The sequence below is a fragment of the Actinokineospora pegani genome (assembly GCF_009745975.1).
GTDB classification, from domain to species: Bacteria; Actinomycetota; Actinomycetes; order Mycobacteriales; family Pseudonocardiaceae; genus Actinokineospora; species Actinokineospora pegani.
The window spans coordinates 198,903-220,359 of the sequence record NZ_WHOL01000117.1; the positions used below are offsets into that span (position 1 = coordinate 198,903).

At 73.4% G+C, this 21,457-nt stretch carries 24 protein-coding genes; 7 read left to right on the forward strand and 17 right to left on the reverse strand.

Annotated features, from left to right (window positions below):
- Positions 1-4 precede the first annotated feature (4 nt).
- Positions 5-1,114, reverse strand: a complete 1,110-nt coding sequence (locus GCL84_RS25085) for a glycosyltransferase family 4 protein (RefSeq protein ID WP_197523494.1) — start codon at positions 1,112-1,114, stop codon at positions 5-7.
- A gap of 155 nt (positions 1,115-1,269) precedes the next feature.
- Between GCL84_RS25085 and GCL84_RS25090 the strand changes: the two genes are divergently transcribed.
- Entirely contained in the window at positions 1,270-2,085 is an 816-nt protein-coding gene (locus tag GCL84_RS25090; RefSeq protein WP_156758006.1) for an inositol monophosphatase family protein, read from the forward strand.
- Positions 2,086-2,095: 10 nt separating this feature from the next.
- On the opposite strand, the gene menD is transcribed toward GCL84_RS25090, so the two are convergent.
- Positions 2,096-3,787, reverse strand: coding sequence for a 2-succinyl-5-enolpyruvyl-6-hydroxy-3-cyclohexene-1-carboxylic-acid synthase (gene menD, locus GCL84_RS25095; protein WP_156758007.1), 1,692 nt, complete (start codon positions 3,785-3,787; stop codon positions 2,096-2,098).
- 52 nt (positions 3,788-3,839) lie between these two features.
- A complete protein-coding gene (locus tag GCL84_RS25100; protein ID WP_156758008.1) occupies positions 3,840-5,168 on the reverse strand; it encodes a hypothetical protein in 1,329 nt (442 codons plus the stop codon).
- A 71-nt stretch (positions 5,169-5,239) separates the two neighbouring features.
- On the opposite strand from GCL84_RS25100, the gene GCL84_RS25105 reads away from it, so the two are divergent.
- Complete coding sequence (locus GCL84_RS25105) at positions 5,240-6,151, forward strand: 1,4-dihydroxy-2-naphthoyl-CoA synthase (RefSeq protein WP_156758009.1); 912 nt, start codon at positions 5,240-5,242, stop codon at positions 6,149-6,151.
- Here the strand turns inward: GCL84_RS25105 and GCL84_RS25110 are convergent.
- A complete protein-coding gene (locus GCL84_RS25110; RefSeq protein ID WP_156758010.1) occupies positions 6,145-7,074 on the reverse strand; it encodes an arylamine N-acetyltransferase family protein in 930 nt (309 codons plus the stop codon). The two genes, GCL84_RS25105 and GCL84_RS25110, sit on opposite strands and share 7 nt — an antisense overlap.
- Before the next feature lie 74 nt (positions 7,075-7,148).
- Here GCL84_RS25110 and menE point away from each other — a divergent pair, with 74 nt between their 5' ends.
- Positions 7,149-8,261 (forward strand): o-succinylbenzoate--CoA ligase, encoded by a 1,113-nt coding sequence (menE, locus tag GCL84_RS25115; protein ID WP_156758011.1) that lies wholly within the window; start codon positions 7,149-7,151, stop codon positions 8,259-8,261.
- 76 nt (positions 8,262-8,337) lie between these two features.
- Positions 8,338-9,207, forward strand: coding sequence for a 1,4-dihydroxy-2-naphthoate polyprenyltransferase (locus GCL84_RS25120; RefSeq protein ID WP_156758012.1), 870 nt, complete (start codon positions 8,338-8,340; stop codon positions 9,205-9,207).
- Here GCL84_RS25120 and GCL84_RS25125 read toward each other — a convergent pair.
- Genes GCL84_RS25125 through GCL84_RS25135 form a run of 3 tightly spaced genes read right to left on the reverse strand, consistent with a single transcriptional unit; the run spans position 9,182 to position 11,597 of the window.
- The gene (locus tag GCL84_RS25125; RefSeq protein ID WP_156758013.1) at positions 9,182-9,472 is read right to left on the reverse strand and encodes a hypothetical protein; all 291 of its coding nucleotides are present in this window, start codon (positions 9,470-9,472) and stop codon (positions 9,182-9,184) included. The two genes, GCL84_RS25120 and GCL84_RS25125, sit on opposite strands and share 26 nt — an antisense overlap.
- A complete protein-coding gene (locus tag GCL84_RS25130) occupies positions 9,469-10,350 on the reverse strand; it encodes a hypothetical protein (protein ID WP_156758014.1) in 882 nt (293 codons plus the stop codon). Before GCL84_RS25130 ends, GCL84_RS25125 begins: the two co-directional genes overlap by 4 nt.
- Positions 10,350-11,597, reverse strand: a complete 1,248-nt coding sequence (locus GCL84_RS25135; RefSeq protein WP_156758015.1) for a hypothetical protein — start codon at positions 11,595-11,597, stop codon at positions 10,350-10,352. The genes GCL84_RS25130 and GCL84_RS25135 overlap by 1 nt, the downstream gene beginning before the upstream one ends.
- An 82-nt stretch (positions 11,598-11,679) precedes the next feature.
- Here GCL84_RS25135 and GCL84_RS25140 point away from each other — a divergent pair, with 82 nt between their 5' ends.
- Positions 11,680-12,141 (forward strand): DUF3592 domain-containing protein, encoded by a 462-nt coding sequence (locus GCL84_RS25140; protein WP_156758016.1) that lies wholly within the window; start codon positions 11,680-11,682, stop codon positions 12,139-12,141.
- A gap of 23 nt (positions 12,142-12,164) precedes the next feature.
- Here GCL84_RS25140 and GCL84_RS25145 read toward each other — a convergent pair whose 3' ends face one another.
- The 6 genes from GCL84_RS25145 to GCL84_RS25170 all read right to left on the reverse strand — a co-directional run bounded on the left by GCL84_RS25145 (position 12,165) and on the right by GCL84_RS25170 (position 15,749).
- Entirely contained in the window at positions 12,165-12,596 is a 432-nt protein-coding gene (locus GCL84_RS25145) for a hypothetical protein (protein WP_156758017.1), read from the reverse strand.
- 2 nt (positions 12,597-12,598) lie between these two features.
- The gene (locus tag GCL84_RS25150; protein ID WP_156758018.1) at positions 12,599-13,480 is read right to left on the reverse strand and encodes a WXG100 family type VII secretion target; all 882 of its coding nucleotides are present in this window, start codon (positions 13,478-13,480) and stop codon (positions 12,599-12,601) included.
- Positions 13,480-13,815: a type VII secretion target gene (locus GCL84_RS25155; RefSeq protein WP_156758019.1), complete on the reverse strand. Its 336-nt coding sequence runs from the start codon at positions 13,813-13,815 to the stop codon at positions 13,480-13,482. The genes GCL84_RS25150 and GCL84_RS25155 overlap by 1 nt, the downstream gene beginning before the upstream one ends.
- 105 nt (positions 13,816-13,920) lie before the next feature.
- Positions 13,921-14,997, reverse strand: a complete 1,077-nt coding sequence (gene cds1, locus GCL84_RS25160; RefSeq protein ID WP_456236908.1) for an L-cysteine desulfhydrase Cds1 — start codon at positions 14,995-14,997, stop codon at positions 13,921-13,923.
- The gene (locus GCL84_RS25165) at positions 14,994-15,263 is read right to left on the reverse strand and encodes a DUF4229 domain-containing protein (protein WP_156758020.1); all 270 of its coding nucleotides are present in this window, start codon (positions 15,261-15,263) and stop codon (positions 14,994-14,996) included. Before GCL84_RS25165 ends, cds1 begins: the two co-directional genes overlap by 4 nt.
- A gap of 9 nt (positions 15,264-15,272) precedes the next feature.
- Positions 15,273-15,749 carry an Lrp/AsnC family transcriptional regulator gene (locus GCL84_RS25170; RefSeq protein WP_156758021.1) on the reverse strand — a complete coding sequence of 159 codons (477 nt, stop codon included), beginning with the start codon at positions 15,747-15,749 and terminating at the stop codon, positions 15,273-15,275.
- Between the two features lie 182 nt (positions 15,750-15,931).
- Here GCL84_RS25170 and GCL84_RS25175 point away from each other — a divergent pair, with 182 nt between their 5' ends.
- Together GCL84_RS25175 and GCL84_RS25180 are read left to right on the forward strand one after the other, a co-directional pair.
- Entirely contained in the window at positions 15,932-16,141 is a 210-nt protein-coding gene (locus GCL84_RS25175) for a BldC family transcriptional regulator (RefSeq protein ID WP_156758022.1), read from the forward strand.
- Between the two features lie 89 nt (positions 16,142-16,230).
- The gene (locus GCL84_RS25180) at positions 16,231-16,413 is read left to right on the forward strand and encodes a hypothetical protein (RefSeq protein ID WP_156758023.1); all 183 of its coding nucleotides are present in this window, start codon (positions 16,231-16,233) and stop codon (positions 16,411-16,413) included.
- Positions 16,414-16,541: 128 nt separating this feature from the next.
- Here the strand turns inward: GCL84_RS25180 and GCL84_RS25185 are convergent, their stop codons facing one another.
- The 4 genes from GCL84_RS25185 to GCL84_RS25200 all read right to left on the reverse strand — a co-directional run bounded on the left by GCL84_RS25185 (position 16,542) and on the right by GCL84_RS25200 (position 21,394).
- Positions 16,542-17,942, reverse strand: a complete 1,401-nt coding sequence (locus GCL84_RS25185; RefSeq protein WP_156758024.1) for a MinD/ParA family ATP-binding protein — start codon at positions 17,940-17,942, stop codon at positions 16,542-16,544.
- A 139-nt stretch (positions 17,943-18,081) separates the two neighbouring features.
- Entirely contained in the window at positions 18,082-19,053 is a 972-nt protein-coding gene (gene ccsB / locus GCL84_RS25190; RefSeq protein WP_156758025.1) for a c-type cytochrome biogenesis protein CcsB, read from the reverse strand.
- A complete protein-coding gene (gene resB / locus GCL84_RS25195; protein ID WP_156758026.1) occupies positions 19,053-20,615 on the reverse strand; it encodes a cytochrome c biogenesis protein ResB in 1,563 nt (520 codons plus the stop codon). Before resB ends, ccsB begins: the two co-directional genes overlap by 1 nt.
- Positions 20,612-21,394 carry a cytochrome c biogenesis CcdA family protein gene (locus tag GCL84_RS25200; RefSeq protein ID WP_235926680.1) on the reverse strand — a complete coding sequence of 261 codons (783 nt, stop codon included), beginning with the start codon at positions 21,392-21,394 and terminating at the stop codon, positions 20,612-20,614. Before GCL84_RS25200 ends, resB begins: the two co-directional genes overlap by 4 nt.
- Positions 21,395-21,457 lie beyond the last annotated feature (63 nt).

Sequence of the window (21,457 nt, forward strand, 5' to 3'; positions counted from 1 at the left end):
ACCGTCACGCCGCCTGCGCACGGGTGCCGCCGAGCACCGCGCCGTAGTGGCCGAGCAGCTCCTCGCACACCGCGGGCCACCCCCGGTCGCGCACCGCCGCGCGCGCCGCCGATCCCATCCTGCGGCGGGTCAGCGGGTCGGCCAGGGTGCGCACGGCGGTCCGCACGTCGAAGGCCGCCGGGTCGAGCAGGAACCCGGTCCGGCCGTGGCGCACCAGGTCGCGGGGGCCGCCCGCGTCCGGCGCGACGACCGGCAGCCCGGAGGCCATCGCCTCCTGCACCGACTGGCAGAACGTCTCGTGCGGTCCGGTGTGGACGAACACGTCGAGGCTGGCGTAGGCGGCGGCGAGCTCGTCGCCGCCGCGGAAGCCGAGGAACGCCGCGCCGGGCAGCGCCGCCCGCAGCGCGGGTTCGTCCGGGCCCTCCCCCACCACGACCACGCGCACGCCGGGCAGGTCGTTGAGCGCGGCCAGCCGGTGCACCTGCTTCTCCGGGGCGAGCCTGCCGACGTAGCCGACGAGCAGCTCCCCCTCGGGCGCCAGCTCGGCCCGCAGCGCGGGGTCCGCGCGGTCGGGGTGGAAGCGGGCGGTGTCGACGCCCCGGCCCCAGCGGTGCACGCGCGGGATGCCGTGCGCGGTGAGGTCGTCGACGGACGCCGACGACGGCGCGAGGGTGCGGTCGGCGCCCGCGTGCAGCCTGCGGATCCAGCGCCACGCCGCGCGCGACCCGCGGGAGAGGCCGTAGCTGGCGGCGAACCCGGCGACGTCGGTCTGGTAGACCGCGATGCTCGGCACCCCCAGCCGGTTGGCCGCCCACAGCCCGCCCGCGCCGAGCACGAACGGCGACGCCAGGTGCACCACGTCGGGTCCGAACTCGGCCAACGCGGTGTGCACCCGGCGCGTCGGGATGCCGATGGGCAGCGACGTGATCATTGGCACGTCGATCGCCGGGACCCGCGCCACGGCGGCGCCCGCGTAGTTGTCCGGCCCCGGCCCCGGGGCCACCACGAGCGCTGGGACACCCCGCAGGCGCAGGTGCTCCAACACCCGCAGAACCGAGTTGGTGACGCCGTTGACCTGGGGCAGGAAGCTCTCGGTGACGATGGCGACGCGCACGGGGCCGACCGTCGCAGCCCAGGGGGACGTGGGCGTGGCAGCGGGGAGAACGCGTGGGGAACAGCGCGTGCCCCGGCCAACCTTGACCCGTGCATCGTCGTTTGGCCACCTGGCTGTCGCCATCCGGACACCCGGAGTGGTCACCCTAGGTCGGCATGACCCTCATGTCGCCACGGCCGCGCTGGCCGGTTGATCCCGGGCTCGCCTCTCGAGCCCTGGAAACCGCGGGCAAGCTCGCGAACGAGGCGACCGACGTCATCACCGCGACAGCCGGACGCGACGCCGCCCCGCCCAACCCGGAGTCCCCGTTCGACTGGGTCACCGACACCGACCACACCCTCGAACGCCACACCCGCCGGGTGCTGACCGCCGAGTTCCCGGGCATCCCGGTGGTCAGCGCGACCTTCGCCGAACAGGTCGACACGCCCTACCGCTGGGTCGTCGACCCCCTCGACGGCTCGGTGAACTACGCGGCGGGCATCCCCTGGTGCGCCTACAGCCTCGCCCTGACCGACGCGCACGGCCCGGTCGTCGGCGTGGTCGCCGACCCGTTCCGCGGCCGGATCTACGCGGCCTCGCGCGGGCGCGGGGCGCGGGTGAACGGGGTGCGCATCAAGGTGCCCGACCGGGCCTCGGCGGCGGGTGCGATCGTCTGCACGGAACTGGTGTCCGGCGACCCGTGGCCGGGACTGGCGGGGTTCATCGAGCGGGCGGGGGCCGCGTCGGCCCGGGTGCGGGTGTTGGGGTCGGCGGCGCTGGCGGTGGCCCAGGTGGCTCTCGGGCACGCGGCTGCCGCGGTGCTGCACGGTTGTCGTGAGCACGAGGTGGCTGCTGCGGTGGCGGTGGCTCTGGAGTCGGGGGCGGTCGTGCTGGACCGTTGTGGGCGTGATGCGGTGTCGCCGCCGGTTGACGGGTTGCTCGTGGCTGCGCCTGGGGTGGCTGAGCAGGCGTTGGGGTGGTGGCAGGGGTAGGGCGGGGGTCCTACAGGCGGGCGGCGACGGCTTCGCGGACCGCGGCCCGGAGGCGGGCGTGGAGGTCTCGCAGGCGGGTGCGGTCGGCTCGGAGTTCCACCAGGCGGAGGCCGGGGGTGGGGGTCAGGGCGGTGCGCAGCTCCGCCGGGGTGGTGGCGAGGGTGTGGGGGACCCGGTAGGCCGCGCAGAGGGCGGGCAGGTCCACGGCGGTGGGGGTGCCGAAGACGCGCTCGAAGCCGTCGTGGTGTTCGGTGGCCCCTTGTTCCAGCAGGGAGAAGATGCCGCCGCCGTCGTCGTTGAAGATGATCAAGGTGAGGTCGGGGCGGGGTTCGGCTGGGCCGATGAGCAGGGCGTTGGCGTCGTGCAGGAAGGTCAGGTCGCCCATGAGGGCGTAGGTGGGGGCGTGGCCGCCGAGGGCGACGCCCACGGCGGTGGAGGCGTTGCCGTCGATGCCCGCGACGCCGCGGTTGGCGTGGATGGTGATGTCGGCTCGGTGGGTGGCGACCAGGTCGACGTCGCGGACCGGGTTGGACGAGCCGAGGACCAGGGTGGCGCCGGGGGGCAGGGTGTCGAGCACGTCGCGGGCGACGTGCAGGCCGGTGGGCCAGGGCTCCTCGCCCAGCAGCTTCTCCACGGCCAGCCCGGCCGCGGCCTCGGCCTCGCGCCACGCGGACAGCCAGGCGGGGTCGGTCTCGGCCACCTGGTGCAGGTCGTCGACGTCGAGCCAGCCGCGCACGTGGGTGGCCACGTACTGCGGGTCCGTCCACTGCGGGTGGTCGCCGATGCCGTAGACGGCGGCCCGGTCCATCAGGCCGCGCACCCCGCGCGAGAGCGTCGGGCGGCCCACCACCACCACGGCGTCCGGGCGCAGCGCGGCGGGCAGGTCCCCCGAGCCCAGCAGCAGCGGCCCACCCCGGACGACGTGCGCCCCACCGGACAGCGCGGCGGCGGAGCCCACCGGCTCGGTGATCACCGGCCAGCCCGCGGTGGCGGCCACCCCGGCGGCGGCCTCGGCGCGCGCCGGGTCGCCGCTGCCGACGACCATGACCACGCGGGCGGGCAGCGGGAAGTCGACCCGGTTGTCCGGGATCGGGCGCGGCGCCGACGACGTCGTCCACCGCAGACCCGTCGGGCGGCCGTCCAGCGAGTCCGGCCAGCCGTCGCCGAAGGTGGGCACGAGCGGCTCGCGGAACGGGATGTTCAACTGCACCGGGAGGCCCGTCTCGGCGCGGGCGACGCCCCGGCACACCAGGCCGCGCCACACCGGGTTCTGCCCCGGCCGCCGCTCGGCGACCGGGAAGTCGATGGCCACCGCCGCGCTGCCGAAGATGCCGCGCTGGTCGATGACCTGGTTGGCGCCGCTGCCGTGCAGCTCGGGCGGTCGGTCGGCGGTGATCAGCAGCATCCCGACCCCGGAGTGGTGCGCCTCCAGCACGGCGGGGTGCAGGTTCGCCACGGCCGTGCCCGACGTGCACACCACCGCGGCGGGGCGGCCGGACGCGCGGGCCAGACCCAGGGCGACGAACCCGGCGGAGCGCTCGTCGACCCGGACGTGCAGGGTGAGCCGGTCGGCGGCGGAGGCGGCGTGCAGGGCCATGCTCAGCGGAGCGTTGCGCGACCCGGGGCACACCACCACGTGCCGGACGTCGTTGCGGACCAACTCGTTGACGACCACGGCGGCCATCGCGGTGGACGGGTTCACCTGCGCTCCATTCCCAGCCGGGGGTCGGCTGATCCGACCCCTGGAACGCTACTCAGGCCGCCGACGGCGGGGGGAACAGCACCCGGGCGCGCAGCGCCCACCTGGCCAGCGACCGGCCCGCGTCGGTGAGCCCGACCCGGCGGGCGGTCCAGTCGGCGTCGACCGCGTCGAGCACCCGCAGCCGCCGCAGCACCCAGGCGCTGAGCCGGGTGGCCTGGGCGGGCGCGGCGTCGGTCCGGACCTGCCCGGCTGGCTCCTGCCCGGCCGCGGCCTGCTCGGCCAGCACGAAGCCGACCTTCTCGAACACCCGCGCCGGGGCCATCCGGTCCTCGAGCAGCAGCGCGGCGAGGACGACCTCGGCCGCCGAGCCCAGTGCCGAGCGCTCCCGGGGCACCAGCCGCTCGCCGACGGTCATCAGCAGCGAGTCGGCGTCGTCGACCAGCGCCGCGCCCTGGTCGGTCAGCCGCAGCCGGGCCCCGTCGCGCACCGCCAGCCCCATCGACTCGGCCAGGGCGCGCAGCAGCGCCACCGGCGGCCACCGCGACTCGCTGCGCCCGGTCCCGGCCAGCTCCCGGCACGCGGGCATGGTGTCGACCAGGGCGGCGACCAGGGACGTGGGCAGGTAGCCGCTGCCGGTCAGCCTGGCCCCGCCGCGGCAGGCCTCGAGCAGCGCGGCCAGCGCGGGCAGCCGCTCCTCGGCGGTCTCCGGGGCGCGCCGCACCTCCGGGCGCAGCCGCACCAGCATCTCCCGGCGGGTCTGGCTGCCGCCGTCGGTGGTCCAGGTGTCGAGCCGCTCGTCGAGCAGCTTGGCGAACCAGGTCTGGTCGCCCTCGGACTCCGGGCTGGTCAGCAGGCGCATCACCAGGCCGACCCGCATCGGGCCACCGGTGCCGTCGGCGGGCAGGGTGCCCTGGTCCAGGGCCTCCTCCAGCAGCCTGCCGCAGGCCGCGTGCAGCGCCGTCTCGACCGGGCCGCCGTCGTCGGCCCAGGCCAGCACGGGGGTGTCCGGCGGGCGCACCCCGGAGGCGGTCCAGGCGGCGTCGACCAGCTCGCGGTAGCGCGGCGGGTCGGTCGCGGCGGCGATGATGGCGTGCGTGGCCGCCGACCGGCAGACCTCGGCGTAGGCGGTGTGCCCGAGCAGGTGCAGCAGCTCGGCGAAGGAGTCGCAGATGCGGTGCGGGTCGTCGAACGGCCCGGCCCCGCCCGGCTTGGTGTGCGCGCCGGGCAGCGTCCGCCAGACCATCTGCTGCACCTCGTAGCGGGTGACCTTGGTCGGGTGCGCGGCTGTGGAGCGCATCACGTGCCAGAGCGCGTGCGCGTGCTTGGCGGCGGTGTCGTCCCGCGCGCGGATGACGTCGAGTGCCGAGTCCAGGTCGTGCACGCCACCAGCTTGACACGCCGACCCCGCACCCCGCGAATGGCTGGCCACCGCGGCTGGGGCATGCTCAGGGGGTGGCTGAGCGTGGAGTTTCCGAGCTGTTCGACCCGGCGCGGTGGACCGAGGTGCCCGGGTTCGATTTCACCGACATCACCTACCACCGCGCGGTCGACACCGGCGCGGTGCGCATCGCCTTCGACCGGCCAGAGGTGCGCAACGCCTTCCGCCCGCACACCGTCGACGAGCTCTACCGGGCCCTGGACCACGCCAGGATGAGCTCCGACGTCGGCTGCGTGCTGATCACCGGCAACGGCCCGTCGGCCAAGGACGGCGGCTGGGCGTTCTGCTCCGGCGGCGACCAGCGCATCCGGGGCCGCACGGGCTACCAGTACGCCAGCGGCGACACGGCCGAGACCGTCGACCCGGCGCGCGCGGGCCGCCTGCACATCCTCGAGGTGCAGCGGCTCATCCGGTTCATGCCCAAGGTCGTCATCGCCGTGGTCCCCGGCTGGGCCGCGGGCGGCGGGCACAGCCTGCACGTCACCTGCGACCTGACCCTGGCCAGCGCCGAGCACGCCCGCTTCAAGCAGACCGACGCCGACGTGGGCAGCTTCGACGGCGGCTTCGGCTCGGCCTACCTGGCCAGGCAGGTCGGGCAGAAGTACGCCCGCGAGATCTTCTTCCTCGGCCGCGACTACACCGCCGAGGACATGGTGCGCATGGGCGCGGTCAACGCCGCCGTCCCGCACGCGGAGCTGGAGGAGACGGCCCTGCAGTGGGCGAAGGAGATCTGCGGCAAGTCCCCGACCGCCCAGCGGATGCTCAAGTTCTCGTTCAACGCCATCGACGACGGCCTGGTGGGCCAGCAGGTCTTCGCGGGCGAGACGACCCGCCTCGCCTACATGACCGACGAGGCCGTCGAGGGCCGGGACTCGTTCCTGGAGAAGCGCGATCCCGACTGGTCGCGGTTCCCCTACTACTACTGAGCGGCCTGCGCCAGCAGGTAGCGCTCGTGGTCCTCGCGCAGCCGGTTCCACAGCGCCGACAGCCTCGGTCGCTCCACATCGGACAAGGGGAGCAGGAACACGTCGGCCAGCGCGGCGAAGTAGTCCGCCCGGGTGGTGAGGTACACGCAGTCCTCACCGCTCGGCGAGATGTTCTGCACCGCCAGGCCGCGCAGTTCGTGGATGGTGTCGCCGTCGCGGCGGGCCACGGTCACCGTGCGGACGAAGCCCGAGGTGGGCGTGGTCGACAGCCTGCGGTGCTGCTCGGCGAAGTCGGCGATGCTGGCCTCGCCCGGGGCGAAGTCCATGCCCGCGAACGCGCCGCCGGGGTCGTGGTCGAAGCGCCAGCCGCCGGGCACCGACGGCGAGGGGCGCAGGCCGAAGCGGAACGGCGGGGCCGCGTGCAGGCCCTCGACCAGGGGCAGCGGCTCGCGCAGGCCGTCGCCGAGCCCGGCGTCGGCCAGCCACCGGCCCTGCGGGTTGGCGTCGGTGGGCAGGCCGTGCACCTCGACGACCATGTGCGTGCCGGTGGCCCCCGGCGCGGTGGCCTCGGCGTGGCCCTGGGTGCCGCCGACGCGCAGGTGCACGTCGAAGCCGAGCCAGTCGAGCAGGACGGCCAGCGCGCCGTTGAGGTGGTAGCAGTAGCCGCCGCGCCCGGCGACCAGGTAGCGCAGCGAGTTCAGCGGCTCGATGGAGCGGGTCTCGCCCAGGGCGATCCACACCACCTCGTAGGGCACCAGCCGCACCTGCGCGGCGTGCAGGTCCACCAGGGTCCGCACCGAGGGCTCCGGCGGCGACGACCACCCCAGCCTGGCCAGGTACGCGTCGCGCAGGTCCGCGTCCAGCGGGCGGCGCCAACCGCGCGCGGTCACCCGGGTCGCCTGGGCGGGGACCTGCTTGGGCATGCGGCGGCACTCCTCGTGGTTCGGCGTGCTCGCAGCGTAAGGGGCCGCACCGGCGGCCTGGAAGGATGAGCCCCATGCAGGTCGTGGAACTCACTGGCGGCATCACCCCGCTGGCGCGGGCCCTGCGCGCCGCCCTGGACGGCTCCGGCCCCGCCGTCCTCCCCCTCGCCGAGGGCGCCTCCCCCGCCGCCATGCGCCCCGACCTGCCCGTGGAACCCGGCACCGCCCTCATCGTCCAGACCTCCGGCTCCACCGGGACCCCCAAGGGCGTGCTCCTCTCCGCCCCCGCTCTGCGCGCCTCGGCCGGGGCCACCCACACCCGCCTGGGCGGCCCCGGCCACTGGCTGCTGGCCATGCCCGCCCACCACGTCGCGGGCGTCCAGGTGCTCGTCCGCTCCCTGGTGGCGGGCACCCCGCTGGGGGTGGTGCCCCCCGGGGCGTTCCGCGGCCACACCTTCGTCGAGTCGGCGTCGTCGGTCCTGAGCGCTTCCGGCCCCCGGTACACGGCCCTGGTGCCCACCCAGTTGACCCGCCTGCTCGCCGAGGGCGGCGAGGGACTGGCCGCCCTCCGCTCCTTCGACGGCGTCCTGGTCGGCGGGGCCGCGACGCCCGCACCGCTGCTGGAGCGGGCGTTGGCGGCGGGGGTCCGCGTGCGGACGACCTACGGGATGAGCGAGACAGCGGGCGGGTGCGTGTACGACGGACGGCCGCTGGACGGCGTTCGCGTGTCCGTTGTGGACGGTCTGATCCGGCTCGGCGGCCCCACCCTGGCTTCGGGCTACCGGCTGGACCCCGGCGCTCCCGCCTTCGAGGACGGCTGGTTCCGGACCAATGACGCCGGGGAGTTCGTCGACGGCCTGCTGTCGGTGTCGGGCCGCGCGGATGACGTGATCAACACGGGTGGGGAGAAGGTCGTGCCCGCGGTGGTGGAGCGGGCGTTGCTGGGCTGCCCGGGGGTCGAGGAGGCGTGCGTGGTGGGGGTGCCGGACGCGGAGTGGGGCGAGCGGGTCGTGGCGGCCGTGGTGGGGCGGGTCGCGGGCGGGGAGGTCGTGGAGTGGGTCCGGGGGGTGCTGGGCGGGGTGCTGGCGCCGAAGGAGGTCGTGGTGGTGGCGGAACTGCCGCTGCGGGGGCCGGGGAAGGTGGATCGACGGGCGGTGGCCGGGCTGTTCGGGGGTGGACGGGCGTAGTACGCGGCGCGTGTGCCCGACCACGTCGGGTGTGGCCCGTGGTCAGGGGGCGCGGGGCATCGGTGATGATGGGGCCATGGCGAGTGTGGCGGAGTGGGTCGAGGGCGCCCGGGTGCGGACGTTGCCGAACTCGGTGGCGCCGGTGGTGGTGGGGGCCGGGGCGGCGTTGGCCGGTGGTGGGTTCTCGCCGGGGCGCACGGTGCTGGCGCTCGTGGTGGCGTTGGCGCTGCAGGTGGGCGTGAACTACGCCAACGACTACTCCGACGGGGTGCGGGGCACCGACGCGGACCGGGTGGGGCCGTTGCGGCTGGTGGGGGCCGGGGTGGCCACGCCCCGGGCGGTGAAGACCGCCGCGTTCGCGTGCTTCGGGGTGGGGACGGCGGCCGGGCTCGCGCTCGTGGCCGTGTCGGGGTTCTGGTGGCTGCTGCTCGTCGGCGCCGCCTGCGTCGCGGGGGCCTGGTACTACACCGGCGGCGACCGGCCCTACGGGTACTCGGGGTGGGGTGAGGTGGCCGTGTTCCTGTTCTTCGGCCTGGTGGCGGTGCTGGGCACCGAGTACGTCCAGGTCGGCGCGGTGAGCTGGGTGGGCCTCGGCGGGGCGGTGGCCATGGGGGCGTTCTCGGCGGCGGTGCTGGTGGCCAACAACCTGCGCGACGTGCCGACCGACCGGGTCGCGGGCAAGAAGACGCTGGCCGTGCGGCTCGGCGAGGAGCGGACCAGGGTGCTCTACGCGGCGCTGGTCGGCGTCCCGTTCGTGGTGAGCGTCATCCTGGTGTCCGCCTCGCCGGTGGCGGTGGTGGCGTTCGTCGCCGCGGTGCTCGTGGTGCCCGCGCTGCGGCTGGTGCTCGGCCAGGAGACGGGCATGCGGCTGGTCCCCGTGCTCAAGCTGACCGGGCTGGCGATGCTGCTGTGGGCGACGGTCACCGCGGGCGCTTTGGCGCTGTAGCCCCGACGGCCCGCAGACCAGCCCCGGCCCAGCGCTCGGCGCGGGCGGCCGCGCCGTCGGCCAGGGCGGAGCCCGCGAGGGTGCGGCAGCGCTCGGCCTCGGCCCGGGCGGCCTCGGTGATGTCGGACCGGTCCAGCTCGTGCTCCAGCCGCGACAGCAGGGACCGGGCCCGGTCAGTGGACGGACGGGGCCGGGCGCGCAGGTAGGGCAGGGTCACGACGACGAGGATCACCACGGCGCCCAGCACCCACAGCCACGCCGTCACCGGACACGCTCCCGCAGCGCGGCCACCCGGTCCCGCAGCTCGTCCCACGGCTGGCCCGGCTTCGCGGCCTCCCAGTCGGCCAGGGCCGCGAGGTACTGCTCGGAGGTCTCGCCGAGGCTGCGGCGCGGCGACTGCGCCACCATCCGCATCGCCACCAGGGCCAACTCGCTCTCCAGGTCCGCGCGCTGCACGCGCCAGCGCGCCCGCTGCTCGCGGCGGGCAGCCAGGCCTGCGGCGCCCCGGCCGAGCCAGCGGGTGCCGAAGTGGACCAGCAGCACCATGCCGACGAGCAAGCCCGCGGCGAACAGGTAGCGGTAGGCGGAGAAGGTGAACACGCGCTCACCGGGCAGCACGCGGCCGCGGAAGACCTCGCTGTCGTAGTAGGCGACGAGCTGCTCGGCCATCGCCCGGTGGTCGCCCTCGATGAACTGGGTGGTGTCGCCGTAGATGCTCCAGGTGACGAAGTCCCAAGCGAAGGGGCTGCTCACGATCGGGAAGTCGTCGCTCTGGCAGCCGCGCACGAACTCGCCGTCGGCGATCACCACGTGCATGATCCCGTCGATCCGGTCGACCACGTCCGCGCAGGCGTCGGCCTTGTCCTGGGCCACCGCCGAGTCGCCGGTGACGATCGAGACCGTGACCGGCCGCTTCCCGATGGCCCGCTGGATGGCAGGCACGTCGACCCCGGGCACCCCGTCCTGCACGTAGACGACGTCGCGGTCCAGCGCGGCGACCACCGGCCGGGCCGAGGAGAACAGCAGCAGCACGTCCTTCCAGGTCAGCAGCGCGATCAGGCCCACCACCAGCACGTAGAGGTAGCGGCGCAGCAGCTTCCGGTCCGGCGGCCTGCGGTGTTCGCCCTCGTTCCGCGTGGACATCAGGCGGGCACCCCCAGCAGCTCGGCGGCTTCGGCCAACTGGGCGGCCGCCTCGCGGACCGCCTCCCTGGCCACGGTCAGGTCCCCCTCGGAGAGCACCAGGTCGCGGGCCACCTGGTAGCGCTCGGTGGCGCTGGTGACGAGCTGCCCCGGCCGCCCGCCCCGGCTCACCGCGTCGAGGTGGGCGATCTTCGCGGCGACCGCGCTGACCTCGGCGGCCACCCGGTCGCGGTCGAGCTGCGCGGCCGTGGCCCGCAGCCCGCGCAGCCGCGACGGGCGGCGGCGGATGGCCACCGGCACCGCCACCAGCAGCACCGCGGCGCCTGCGAACACCCAGGGCAGGGCGATCCCGGCGATCTCCAGCGGGTCGCCCGCCTGGTCCGGCCGCTGCAGCGCCGCGGCCCTGGCCGCGGCGGTCTCGCCGTACTCGCCGACGAGCAGCGTCGCCAGTTGCAGCGGGTCGGGGCCCCACTCGGCGAGGCGGAAGAAGTTCTGCCCGTAGTAGGCGTCGCTCGCGGTGCGCGCCACCCCGGCGTCCGGGCCGCGCAGGTCCACCCACAGCCCCCGGACCACGGCGACGACGTCGTCGGGGAAGCGCTGGGCGAGCCGGTCGGCGAGGTCGGTGGCGGGGCCCGCGGGCAGCACGGCGATGCGCACGGTGAGTCCGCCCGCCTTGTCCCACCGGTCGTCGCGGGCGCGGTCGGGCCGGTCGGGGTTGTAGAGCTGCCGCTCGGCCAGGGCGTCGCCCACCTCGGTGACCTGGGCGTCGGTGGCGGCGACGGGCGCGGCGGGCGGGTTCCAGTCGGCGCCGAGCGCGGTGAGGACGAACTCGGTCAGGTCCGCGGTGCCCAGGGTGGCGGCGACCTCGGCCATGTCCGACGGCCCGACCACCCGGGCGTTGCCGCCGATGTTGACCTTGAGTCCGCTGGTGAAGACCAAGTCGTCCTCGTCCGGGTACTCGTCGAGCACCTTGGCCACCTCGTCGCGGTGCCGTTCGCGGCTGCCCACCCCGGAGTGCGGCAGCAGCAGGAGCTTGCGCCCGGCGGCGGCGAGCGCGGGCCGGACCCTGGCCTCGTCGATGACCGCGGGCGCCCCAGGCACCCTGGCGACGACGTCGGCCTCCAAAGCGGACAGCGCCTGCGCGGCCGTCCAGCCGATGGGCTCGTCCTGCGCCGAGGCGGGGCCCGCGGAGATGATCAGCGCGAGGGCGGACCCGAGCACAGCAGCGAGAATCCGACCTTGAGTCACGCTCCGAGCATAAGGTTTCCAACGTTCGTGGGGGACTGTTCACCCGGATCGAGCACTCGAACACACCCGCTACGCTCGGACCGTGACCGCCGATCGCTCCCAGCCGACCCGCCGCGTGGTCGCCCTCGCCGCCCTCGGCGTCGCTGGCCTGCTGACCGTGCTGGGCCTGCTGCTCGTGGTCGCCGCGTTCACCGAGGACTCCGCCATCGAGACCTACACCGGTCGAGCCGAAGCCGACGTCGTCAGCGTCAGCTTCGGCCGCACCCTGGTCCGCTTCCAAACCCCCGACGGCGCCGTGCACACCCCGGGTTATGGCGTGCTCTACCCCGAGGCCCTGCAAGAGGGCCAGGTGGTCCGCGTCGAGTACGACCAGCGCAACCCCGAACTGGTCCGCGTCGCCGGACGCGGGGCGTCACTGACTGTGCTGCCGGTCAGCACGACCGTGCTCATCGGCTGGGTGGTCGTGGGTGCCCTGGTGTGGTGGCTCCGACGACAGGGCCCACTGCTGCTGCGGCCGATCTTCCCCCGCCGCATCCGAGTCTGACGTTCCTCTGTGGACCAGGCGTTCTAGCGCTTGCGCATGATCGGCCCACCGAAGTCATCCGGGTCGTCCTCCGGGGGCAGCCCCGCGGCGATGATCTCGTTGAGCGAGTGCCCTTCCTCGATCAGCGCGTACGCCTGGCGCATCTGCGGGACACCCGCCGCCAAGGCCTCCCGCACGCCCTCCTCCCCCGCCGCCCGCCCGGACACGATGTCCCGCCAGGTGAATTCGCCCGCGTCGATCCGCCCCTGCAGCTCGCGCTGCGCCTGCGTCGCCTCCGCGCCGCGGTTGTGCCGCTCGATGAGCTCGATGTCCTCATCGGTGAGCGTGGAGTCCGGCATCGCGGCGAAACGGGTCTCGGTCTCGGCGACCGCGGTCTCCAGTTGGGCGATGGCGAGGTCCAACTCCGCCTCGGCGGCGCGGACCTGGAGGTTCTTCCAGTCCTCGGGAGTCGTCATGGTCAGGCCACCGGCTCCGGGTCGGGCGAAGGCGCGGGGTTGCGCTCCTGCTGGTACTCGCCGTAGTGCTTGTTGGCGTTGTACCCGTTCTTGCCCGCCGCGACCACGCCGCCGCCCGTGGACTTGAGACCGCCCGCGGCCTGCTCGCGGCCCGCGTTGATGTCGGTGCGGGCGTCGTTGACGTCGTTGGCGGAGTTCAGGGCGTCGTTGACGTTGCGGATGTCGGTGATGCCGCTGATGGCGCTGCCCATGTCCTTGACGCCCTGGACGACGGCCTGGCAGCCCTCGATGATGGCCTTGATGCCGTTGATGATGGTCAGCACGGCGTTGTAGATCTCGATGGCGTCGATGACGGTCTTGACCGCCTTGCCCCAGCCGACCACCGGGATGGGCAGCAGCGCGATCGCCTCGAGCAGCTTGTTGACCAGCTTCTTGATCAGCTTGAGGGCCTGGTCGCAGGCCTTCTTCGAGGCCTCGGCGACCTTCTCGAACGCGGTGCCGACCAGCTTGGCGGCTTGGGCGTCGGCCTCGATCGCGACCGTCCACACCGTGCGGACCTTGCGCGCGAGGGCTTCGGACGCCGCGCCGTCCCAGTGCGGGGCCAGTTCGTCGAGGCCGGAGTTCATGTTGTCGCGCACGGCCTGCAAGGCGTCGCAGACGTTGTCCCACTGCTTGCCGGTGACCGCGATCTTCTCAAAGTCGCCGGTGATCGGGGCGATGATCGAGGTGACCAGGTCCTCGCCGACGACCTGCTCCCAGATCCAGTTCACCACCTGGACCTGCGCCCCGGCGTTGGCGATGGCCGAGTCGATGCTCGGCCCGCCCTGCAGGTTCGCCTCGTTGTTCAGTGCGGCGATCGGGTCCACCGTGTCCGCGTACGGCATCACTGGCCCCCAACGGTCGGGATGTCGGAGACGCCGCGCACGCCGTCGAGGCCGCGCGCGCTCGCGGTGTCGGCGCGCTCGTAGGCGTCGGCCGCGTCCACGAGGGACTGGTGCAGGCCCGCCAGCTTGTCGTGGCCGAACTTCAACGTCTCCGCGTACAGCCCGACCGCGCCGTCGACCACCGGGACCAGCAGGGACAGCAGGCCGGTGAAGCCGCTGGTGTCGCCGCCCTTGGAGCGGGCGTGCCCCTCGATGGCGGAGAAGTGGTTGGCGTTGCGCTCCAGCAGGCCCGCGTACCCCCGCAGCTCCTCCGGAACGACCCTGACCTCACCCATCGCGGCTCCCCACCTGGTCTTGCGGTTACCCAGGGGTTGACGCGGGACCGGCCGCGTCCGGTTCCCCCGCCGGGAAGTGCTTTTCCAAAGCGAATGGAACCCGGTTCACCACTGTCCGGTCGCGAGGAACGACCGGACCTTGTCGACGTGCGGAGCCGTGTCGAGCCCGTTGGCCGCCAGCCAGTCGTCGTCGTAGTAGGTGTTGGAGTAGCGCTCGCCGCCGTCGCAGAGCAGCGTGACGACGCTGCCCGAGCGGCCATCGGCGACCATCTCGGCCACGATCTGGAACACGCCCCACAGGTTCGTGCCGGTCGACCCGCCGACGCGGCGGCCCAGCAGGTCCTCGACGACCCGGATCACCGCGATCGACGCCGCGTCCGGGACCTTCACCATCCGGTCGACGACGTGGCCGAGGAACGACGGCTCGACCCTGGGCCGCCCGATGCCCTCGATCCGCGAGCCGCGGTGCCCGGTCAGCTCGACGTCGGCGCTGTGCCAGGCGTCGTAGAACACCGAGTCCTCGGGGTCGACGACCGCGAGCTGGGTCCGGTGGCACTGGTAGCGCAGGTACCGGCCGATGGTGGCGCTCGTGCCGCCGGTGCCCGCCCCGACCACGATCCAGTCCGGAACCGGGTGCGGCTCCAACGCCATCTGCTCGAAGATCGACTCGGCGATGTTGTTGTTCCCGCGCCAGTCGGTGGCCCGCTCGGCGTTGGTGAACTGGTCGATGAAGTGCCCGCCGAGCTCCTCGGCCAGCCTGCGCGACTCGGCGTAGATCTCCCCCGGCGAGTCGATGAAGTGGCAGCGGCCGCCCTGGTGCTCGATCAGCCGCACCTTCTCCTGGCTGGTCGTGCGCGGCATCACCGCGATGAACGGCAGCCCGAGCATCCTGGCGAAGTACGCCTCGGAGACCGCGGTGGACCCCGACGACGCCTCGATGACCGGCGTGCCCTCGACGATCCAGCCGTTGCACAGCGCGTAGAGGAACAGCGAGCGGGCGAGCCGGTGCTTGAGCGAACCGGTCGGGTGGGTCGACTCGTCCTTGAGGTAGAGGCGGACCTTCCACTGCGCGGGCAGCGGGAAGGGCAGCAGGTGGGTGTCCGCGCTGCGGTTGGCGTCGGCCTGGATCTGCCGCATGGCCCGGTTCACCCAGGCCCGCGTGGTCGCCGCGCTCAAGGTCAGTCCTGCTCGCCGCGCAGCTCGGCGCGCAGCCGGTCGCGCTCGGCGTCGCGGCCCGCGCCGCGCTCGGCCAGGCCCGCGGTGACCCTGGCGTTGAGGCCGCGGAACAGCAGCAGGCCGAGCGGGAACCCGACGACGAGGCCGATCATGAGGCTGACCAGCACCGGGATGTCGAAGAAGACCAGGATGCCGGTGATCAGGCCCGCCAGCACCAGACGCGCCAGCGAGTAGAGCGCGAGATCGCGTCCGAGGTGCCGCTTGTCGTCCACCCGGCCAGGCTACCCGGCGTTCCCATCAGCGGGTTCGTCGACGTCGGAGACGTTGGGCCGCCCCTCGAAGCGGGTGGACAGCACCACGGTGGACCGGGTGCGCGCGACGCCCTTGATCCGGCGCAGGCGCCCCAGCGACAGCTCCAGGGCGTCGACGGTGGCGACCCGCACCTTGACCACGAACGCCTCGTCGCCCGCGACCCGGTAGCAGCTCTCCACCTCGGGGAGCTCGGCCAGCTCAGCGGCCACGTCCTCGTCGTCGGCGGTGTCGGTGGGGTGGATGCTGACCAGCGCGGTCACCCCGAGGCCGACCAGCGTGGGGTCGACGACCGCGTGGTAGCCGGTGATCACCCCGGCGGTCTCCAGCTTCCCCACCCGCTCGTGGACGGCGGACGCCGACAGCCCCACCTGCCTGCCCAGGTCGGCGTAGGTGACGCGACCGTTGGTGCGCAATGCCGCGATGATGCGGCGGTCCACGTTGTCCACGGGTACGCAGGGTACGGCGTGCGGGGCCCGGGGCGGCAACGAGCGGCCCGAGCGGTGTCCGGATCTGGTCGTTTTGTCCCTTACTACCTCTTTACCATCACCCAACCGTTCGAGTACCCGATGGTCGAAGTGCCACGATGGTCGGAGTTCAACCATGCAATTCGAGCGAGGAGGCGGCCAAGGTGACCGTTGCGCACGTCGGAGAGCGCCTGCTGACGCCGGGCGAGGTCGCGGCCCTGTTCCGCGTCGACCCCAAGACCGTGACCCGCTGGGCGACCGCGGGCCGCATCGGCTCCATCCGCACCCCGGGCGGGCACCGCCGGTTCCGGGAGTCGGAGGTCCGCGCCCTGCTGGCCGAGCTGACCACCGAGGCCAGCGGCCCCGGCCTGTAGGGCGCCACACCGAACCGATCGCGGACCGAGACCCGCGAAAGCGACAAACGGGTTAACCTCGACGTGGAAGCGTTCGGAGGTGGCTACCCATGATCTACCTGCTCGCCATAGTCGGCGCCGTCACCGTGGCCGTGCTCCTGTGGAAGGCCTTGGCCCCCCAGGTCGAGGCCGCGGGTGCGGCTCGCGCCAAGCGCGAACTGGCCCCTGACGACGACCCGGATTTCCTGCGCGGGCTTGAGCAGCGCAGGAAGCCCGAGGACGGGGCGGCCTGATCTGTCCCTGGTGGCGGCCGGATTCCTGGTGGAGTCCGGCCGTCGTTCTATGCGAGGGGTCTGGAGGTGGAGGCCGAGCTGCCGCCGCGAGGCGACGCCCCGGGTCGGGGCGCCGCCTCGGCTGGTGGTCAGCGCATGGTGCGGCGGGCCTCGTTGGGGAAGTCGTCGGCGACGGTGGCGGCCATGTCGAGCAGGGCCAGGCGGGTGTCGGGTTGCAGGCGCTCGAGTTCGATCTCGGCGCCTTCCTCCAGGTGGGGGTCGAACGGGATTCGGCAGACGGCGCGGCAGCGGGCGGCGAAGTGCTGGCTGAGCTTGTCCAGGTCGACCGAGCCGGACTTGGGGCGGACCGAGTTGATCACGGCGACGGAGCGGGCGACGAGGTCGCGGTAGCCGTGGGCGTCGAGCCAGTCCAGGGTGGCCGAGGCGCTGCGGGCGCCGTCGACCGAGCCGGAGGAGACGATGACCAGGGAGTCGGCGATGTCGAGGACGCCCTTCATGGCCGAGTGCATCAGGCCGGTGCCGCAGTCGGTGAGCACGATGTTGTAGAAGTGCTCGAGCAGCGCGACGGTGCGGCGGTAGTCGTCCTCGCTGAACGCCTCCGAGACGGCCGGGTCCTGCTCCGAGGCCAGCACCTCGAGCCTGCTGGGGCCCTGGGAGGTGTAGGCGCGGATGTCGCTGTAGCGGCGGATGCGGCCCGCGTCGCGCAGCAGGTGGCGGACGGTGGCCGTGGTCTCCAGCGGGATCTTCTGGCTCAGGGTGCCCCGGTCGGGGTTGGCGTCGACCGCGATGACCCGGTCGCCGCGCAGCGAGGAGTAGGTCGAGCCGAGGGTGGTGGTCGTGGTGGTCTTGCCGACGCCGCCCTTGAGGCTGAGCATGGCGATCTTGTAGCAGCCGCGCAGCGGCTGGTTGACCCGGGCGATGAGGTCGCGGCGCTGCTTGTCGGCCGGGCTCTCGCCGACGTTGATCAGGTGGCCGGAGGCCACGTAGACGGCGCGGCGCCAGCCCGACTGCGGGGTGCGCTTGGTCTGCTTGATCAGGCGCGCCGAGGTCAGCTCATCGCTCGGCGGGCCGGGCGGCTGCGGCGGGGCGAAGCCGCCGTGCTGCGGGGCCATGTGCGGCTGCGGCGCGTACTGCTGCGGGTTGTACTGCTGCATCGGCTGCGGGCCCGACGGGGTCGGCTCGGCGTAGTAGCCGGGCTGCTGGCCGGGCACCGGGTGCGGTCCGGACTGGCCGGGGACCTGGTGCGGTCCGGACTGGCCCGGCCCGGGGACCTGGTGCGGACCCGACTGGCCCGGCCCGGCGACGGCGTGCGGGCCGGAGGTGTCCGGGTACTTCGTGTGGTCGGTCGTGGCCTCGTTCTCGAGCGGGTGGTCGGCCTGCGCCTGCGCGGCGACCTCCGGCAGGTCCGCGGCGATCTCGGGCGCGGGCCCGAAGTCGCGCGCGGCGTCGTCCCCGGCGCCGCCCGCACCGGGTTGCCCAGCGGCTCCCGGTCCCCAGGCCAGCTCCGACTCTTCGTGGCGTCCAGTCACCCCTGCGACCCCTCCTACCCGGCGTGCGAGTGGTCCCTGCCCCAGGACCCTCACCGGCGACGGTAGTCGCTCACGACCCGCACCACCGAAACGGGGGCTGTCCACGACGTCATCGAATCGGTCACGAACCCCCGGCCGGTCAGCCGCCCGCGTACGAGTGCAGACCCGAGACCACCAGGTTGATGAAGAACAGGTTGAACACGACCACCGCGAACGCGACCGAGTTGATCACGGCCGCGCGCGAGCCGCGCCAGCCCGCGGTGGCCCGGGAGTGCAGGTACCCGGCGTAGACGACCCAGGCCACGAAGGCCACGGTCTCCTTCGGGTCCCAGCCCCAGAACCGGCCCCAGGCGGCCTCGGCCCAGATGGCGCCGCAGATGATGCCGAAGGTGTAGATCGGGAAGGCGAAGATCGTGGTGCGGTAGGCCAGCCGGTCGAGGGTGTCGGCGTCGGGCAGCTTCGGGCCGAGCCGGGCGAACCGGCTCTGGTCGGCGTCGTGGCGCACCTTCGCCAGGTACAGCAGGCTGAACACGCCGGGGATCAGCAGCAGGCCGCTGGAGATGATCGCGGCGGACACGTGCACGACCAGCCAGTACGACTGCAGGGCGGGCTGGACCGGGGCGGCCTCGGTGTAGAGCACGGTGCCGCCGAGGAACATCAGGATGACGACCGGCGTCAGCACGAACACGCCCATCCGGCGCACGTCGAACTTGCGCATCAGCACCAGCCAGCCGATGACCGCGACGAGCATCGTGGCCATGCCGTACTCGTACATGTTGCCCCAGGGCGCGCGCTGGGTGGCGACCCCGCGCAGCACCAGCGAGCCCAGGTGCAGCGCCACGCCGAGCGCGGTCAGCGCGACGGCCACCCGCCCGGCCCGCTCGGCCCTGGACCGCCCCGCGCCCGCCTCGACCCTGCCGTAGGCGGGTCCCCCGTCCGGTGTGTCGACCTCGGGACCGCCCGCGCCGACCAGCACCGCGACCTCGGACTTCTTCGCGGTGCGGGTGAAGGCCTGCTCGATGGCGTACCCGATCATCGCGAAGACGTAGATGAGGGTGGCGGCGCCGTAGCACCAGTCGCTGTAGGTCGACAGCGTCTCGTTGACCGGCATCAGGGACTCCTCCTGGGGCTAAGCAGCGTGAACAGCGTGGATGCCGTCCTGCTGAACTCCTCGCCGTATCCCGCCTGGTCGGTGCGAGCGAGGCCGCCGACGGTCACAACCGTAAACCCGTCCCCGGACGGGGTGGCACGGACCCAGAACCTGCGCCGCTTGACGACCAGCGACAAACCGAGCCCGAGGAACATCGCGATCGAGAACACCAGGACCCACACCTGGCTCGGGTCGTGCGAGACCTGCAGGTACCCCCACCGGTCGACCCCGTCGAACCTGACCCGGGTGCCGTCGTCGAGGGTCAGTTCCTCGCCCACGGTGAGGTTCTCCCTGGCCACCCGGTTGAGCCTGCCGCTGTCGACCAGGGCCTGGTCGATGTCGAAGATCGACTGACCGCTGCCGGACTCCAGGCCGAGGTCGCCGCGCAGCACGTCGACGGCCACCGCCGGGTCGCGCAGCTCGGGGTGGCTCGACGACAGCAGCGTCCCGTCGTAGATCGCCGTGGGGGCGAACAGGCCGGTGATCGCGATCTGCTTCTGCCTGCGCTCGGCGGAGTCGGTGATGCCGGGCGGGTCGAACTTGAGCGCGCCCTGCGAGAGCAGGGTCAGGTCGTCGACGGTGCGCCACTGGAGGGTCTGGGTGCGCTGCTCTCCGTTGGGGAAGGTCACGGTGAAGGTCGGCGCGTAGCCGTGCCCGAGCAGGTAGACGCGGTCGCCGACGATCCGCAGCGGGTGGTTGACCCGCAGGTCGTAGGGCCGCCAGGTGCCGTTGTCCAGGTCCTCGCCCGCCTGGTGCTCCATCTTGACGGTGAACTGGTCGGCCTGGCCGTTGTCCAGGTAGTCCACGTCGAGCTCGTTGACCCGCAGGCAGAACGGGTTCAGGTCGGTGCCGTCGACCCGCAGGCCGGGCCGGAAGCTGTCGAAGCTCGCCGTGCCGGAGTTGCAGAACTGCGAGCCGTTGGCCACCACGATGACCTGGCCCTCGTAGTTGTAGAGCTTGCCGACCGCCAGCGCGACGATCATGCCGAGCATCGCGAAGTGGAAGACCAGGTTGCCCAGCTCGCGCAGGTACCCGCGCTCGGCGCTGATGGTGCGGGAGCCGTCGGCCTCCTCGCGCACCTCGGTCCGCCACCCCTTGAGCCGCGCGCCCGCCTTGGCGACGACCTCGTCCGGGTCGGTGGCGGTCTCGCCGGTGACGTGGTGCGGCATCCGGGACAGGTTGCGCGGGGTCAGCACCGGCCGGGCGCGGAAGCTCCTGGCGTACTCGACCATCCGCGGCAGCAGGCAGCCGACCAGGGAGATGAACAGCATCAGGTAGATCGCCGAGAACCAGACGCTGGCGTAGATGTCGAAGAACTGGAGCCGGTCGAGCAGCTCCCCCCACCACCCGTGCCGGGCGATGTAGTCGGCGGTGCGCGGCGGGTTGAGCGAGCGCTGGGGCAGCAGGGCGCCGGGCAGGGCCGCGATCGCGAGGAGGAACAGCAGGATCAACGCCGTGCGCATCGACGTCAGGCCGCGCCAGGTGTTGCGCAGGAACGCCGACAGCCTGCGGAGCCTGGTCATAGCGAGGGGACGAAGTCGCTGACCAGGCCGTTGCGCATCCAGACCACGAAGTCGCCCCACACCCCGGTCACCAGCAGGACGCCGACGACGAACAGCAGCCCGCCGCCGAAGAGCTGGATGCCCCGCCCGTGCGTGCGCAGCCACGCGGTCGTGCGCACCGCCCACCGCGCGCCCACGGCGATCAGCAGGAACGGCACCCCGAGCCCCAGGCAGTAGATGAGCACCAGCAACAACCCCCGCGCCGCGGTCCCACCGGTGGCCGCGGCCAGCGACAGCACCCCGGACAGCGTGGGCCCGATGCACGGCGCCCACCCGAGGCCGAAGATCCCGCCCAGGATCGGCGCCCCCGCCAACCCCAGGTTGGGCGTCTTGTGGAACCGGAACTCCCGCTGCGCCCCCGGCACCAACCCGACGAACACCAGCGCCATCGCGATGGTCACCACGCCACCGATGCGCTGCAACAGGTCCTGGTTGGCGAACAGCGAGTCCGCCAACCACACGAACGTGCCGACGGTCGCGGCGAAGACGACGGTGAACCCCAGGACGAACAGGGCCACGGCCCCCAGGACCCGCCCCCGCCCCGTCTTGCGCTGCTCGTCGGCGGTCACCGCGGGCGTCTCAGCGCCCACGAGGGCGGCGAGGTAGGCGAGGTAGCCGGGCACGAGCGGCACCACGCACGGCGACGCGAACGACACCATCCCCGCCAGCAGCGCCACACCGCCCGCGACCACCAGCGGCCCGCTGGTGGCGAGTGTGGTGGCGATTTCGGGGGCGTCCACCGGATCAGACTAGGAAAACCCCGTCAGACCAGCGTGAGCGGGTCCGGCCATCGCGTCGTAGCT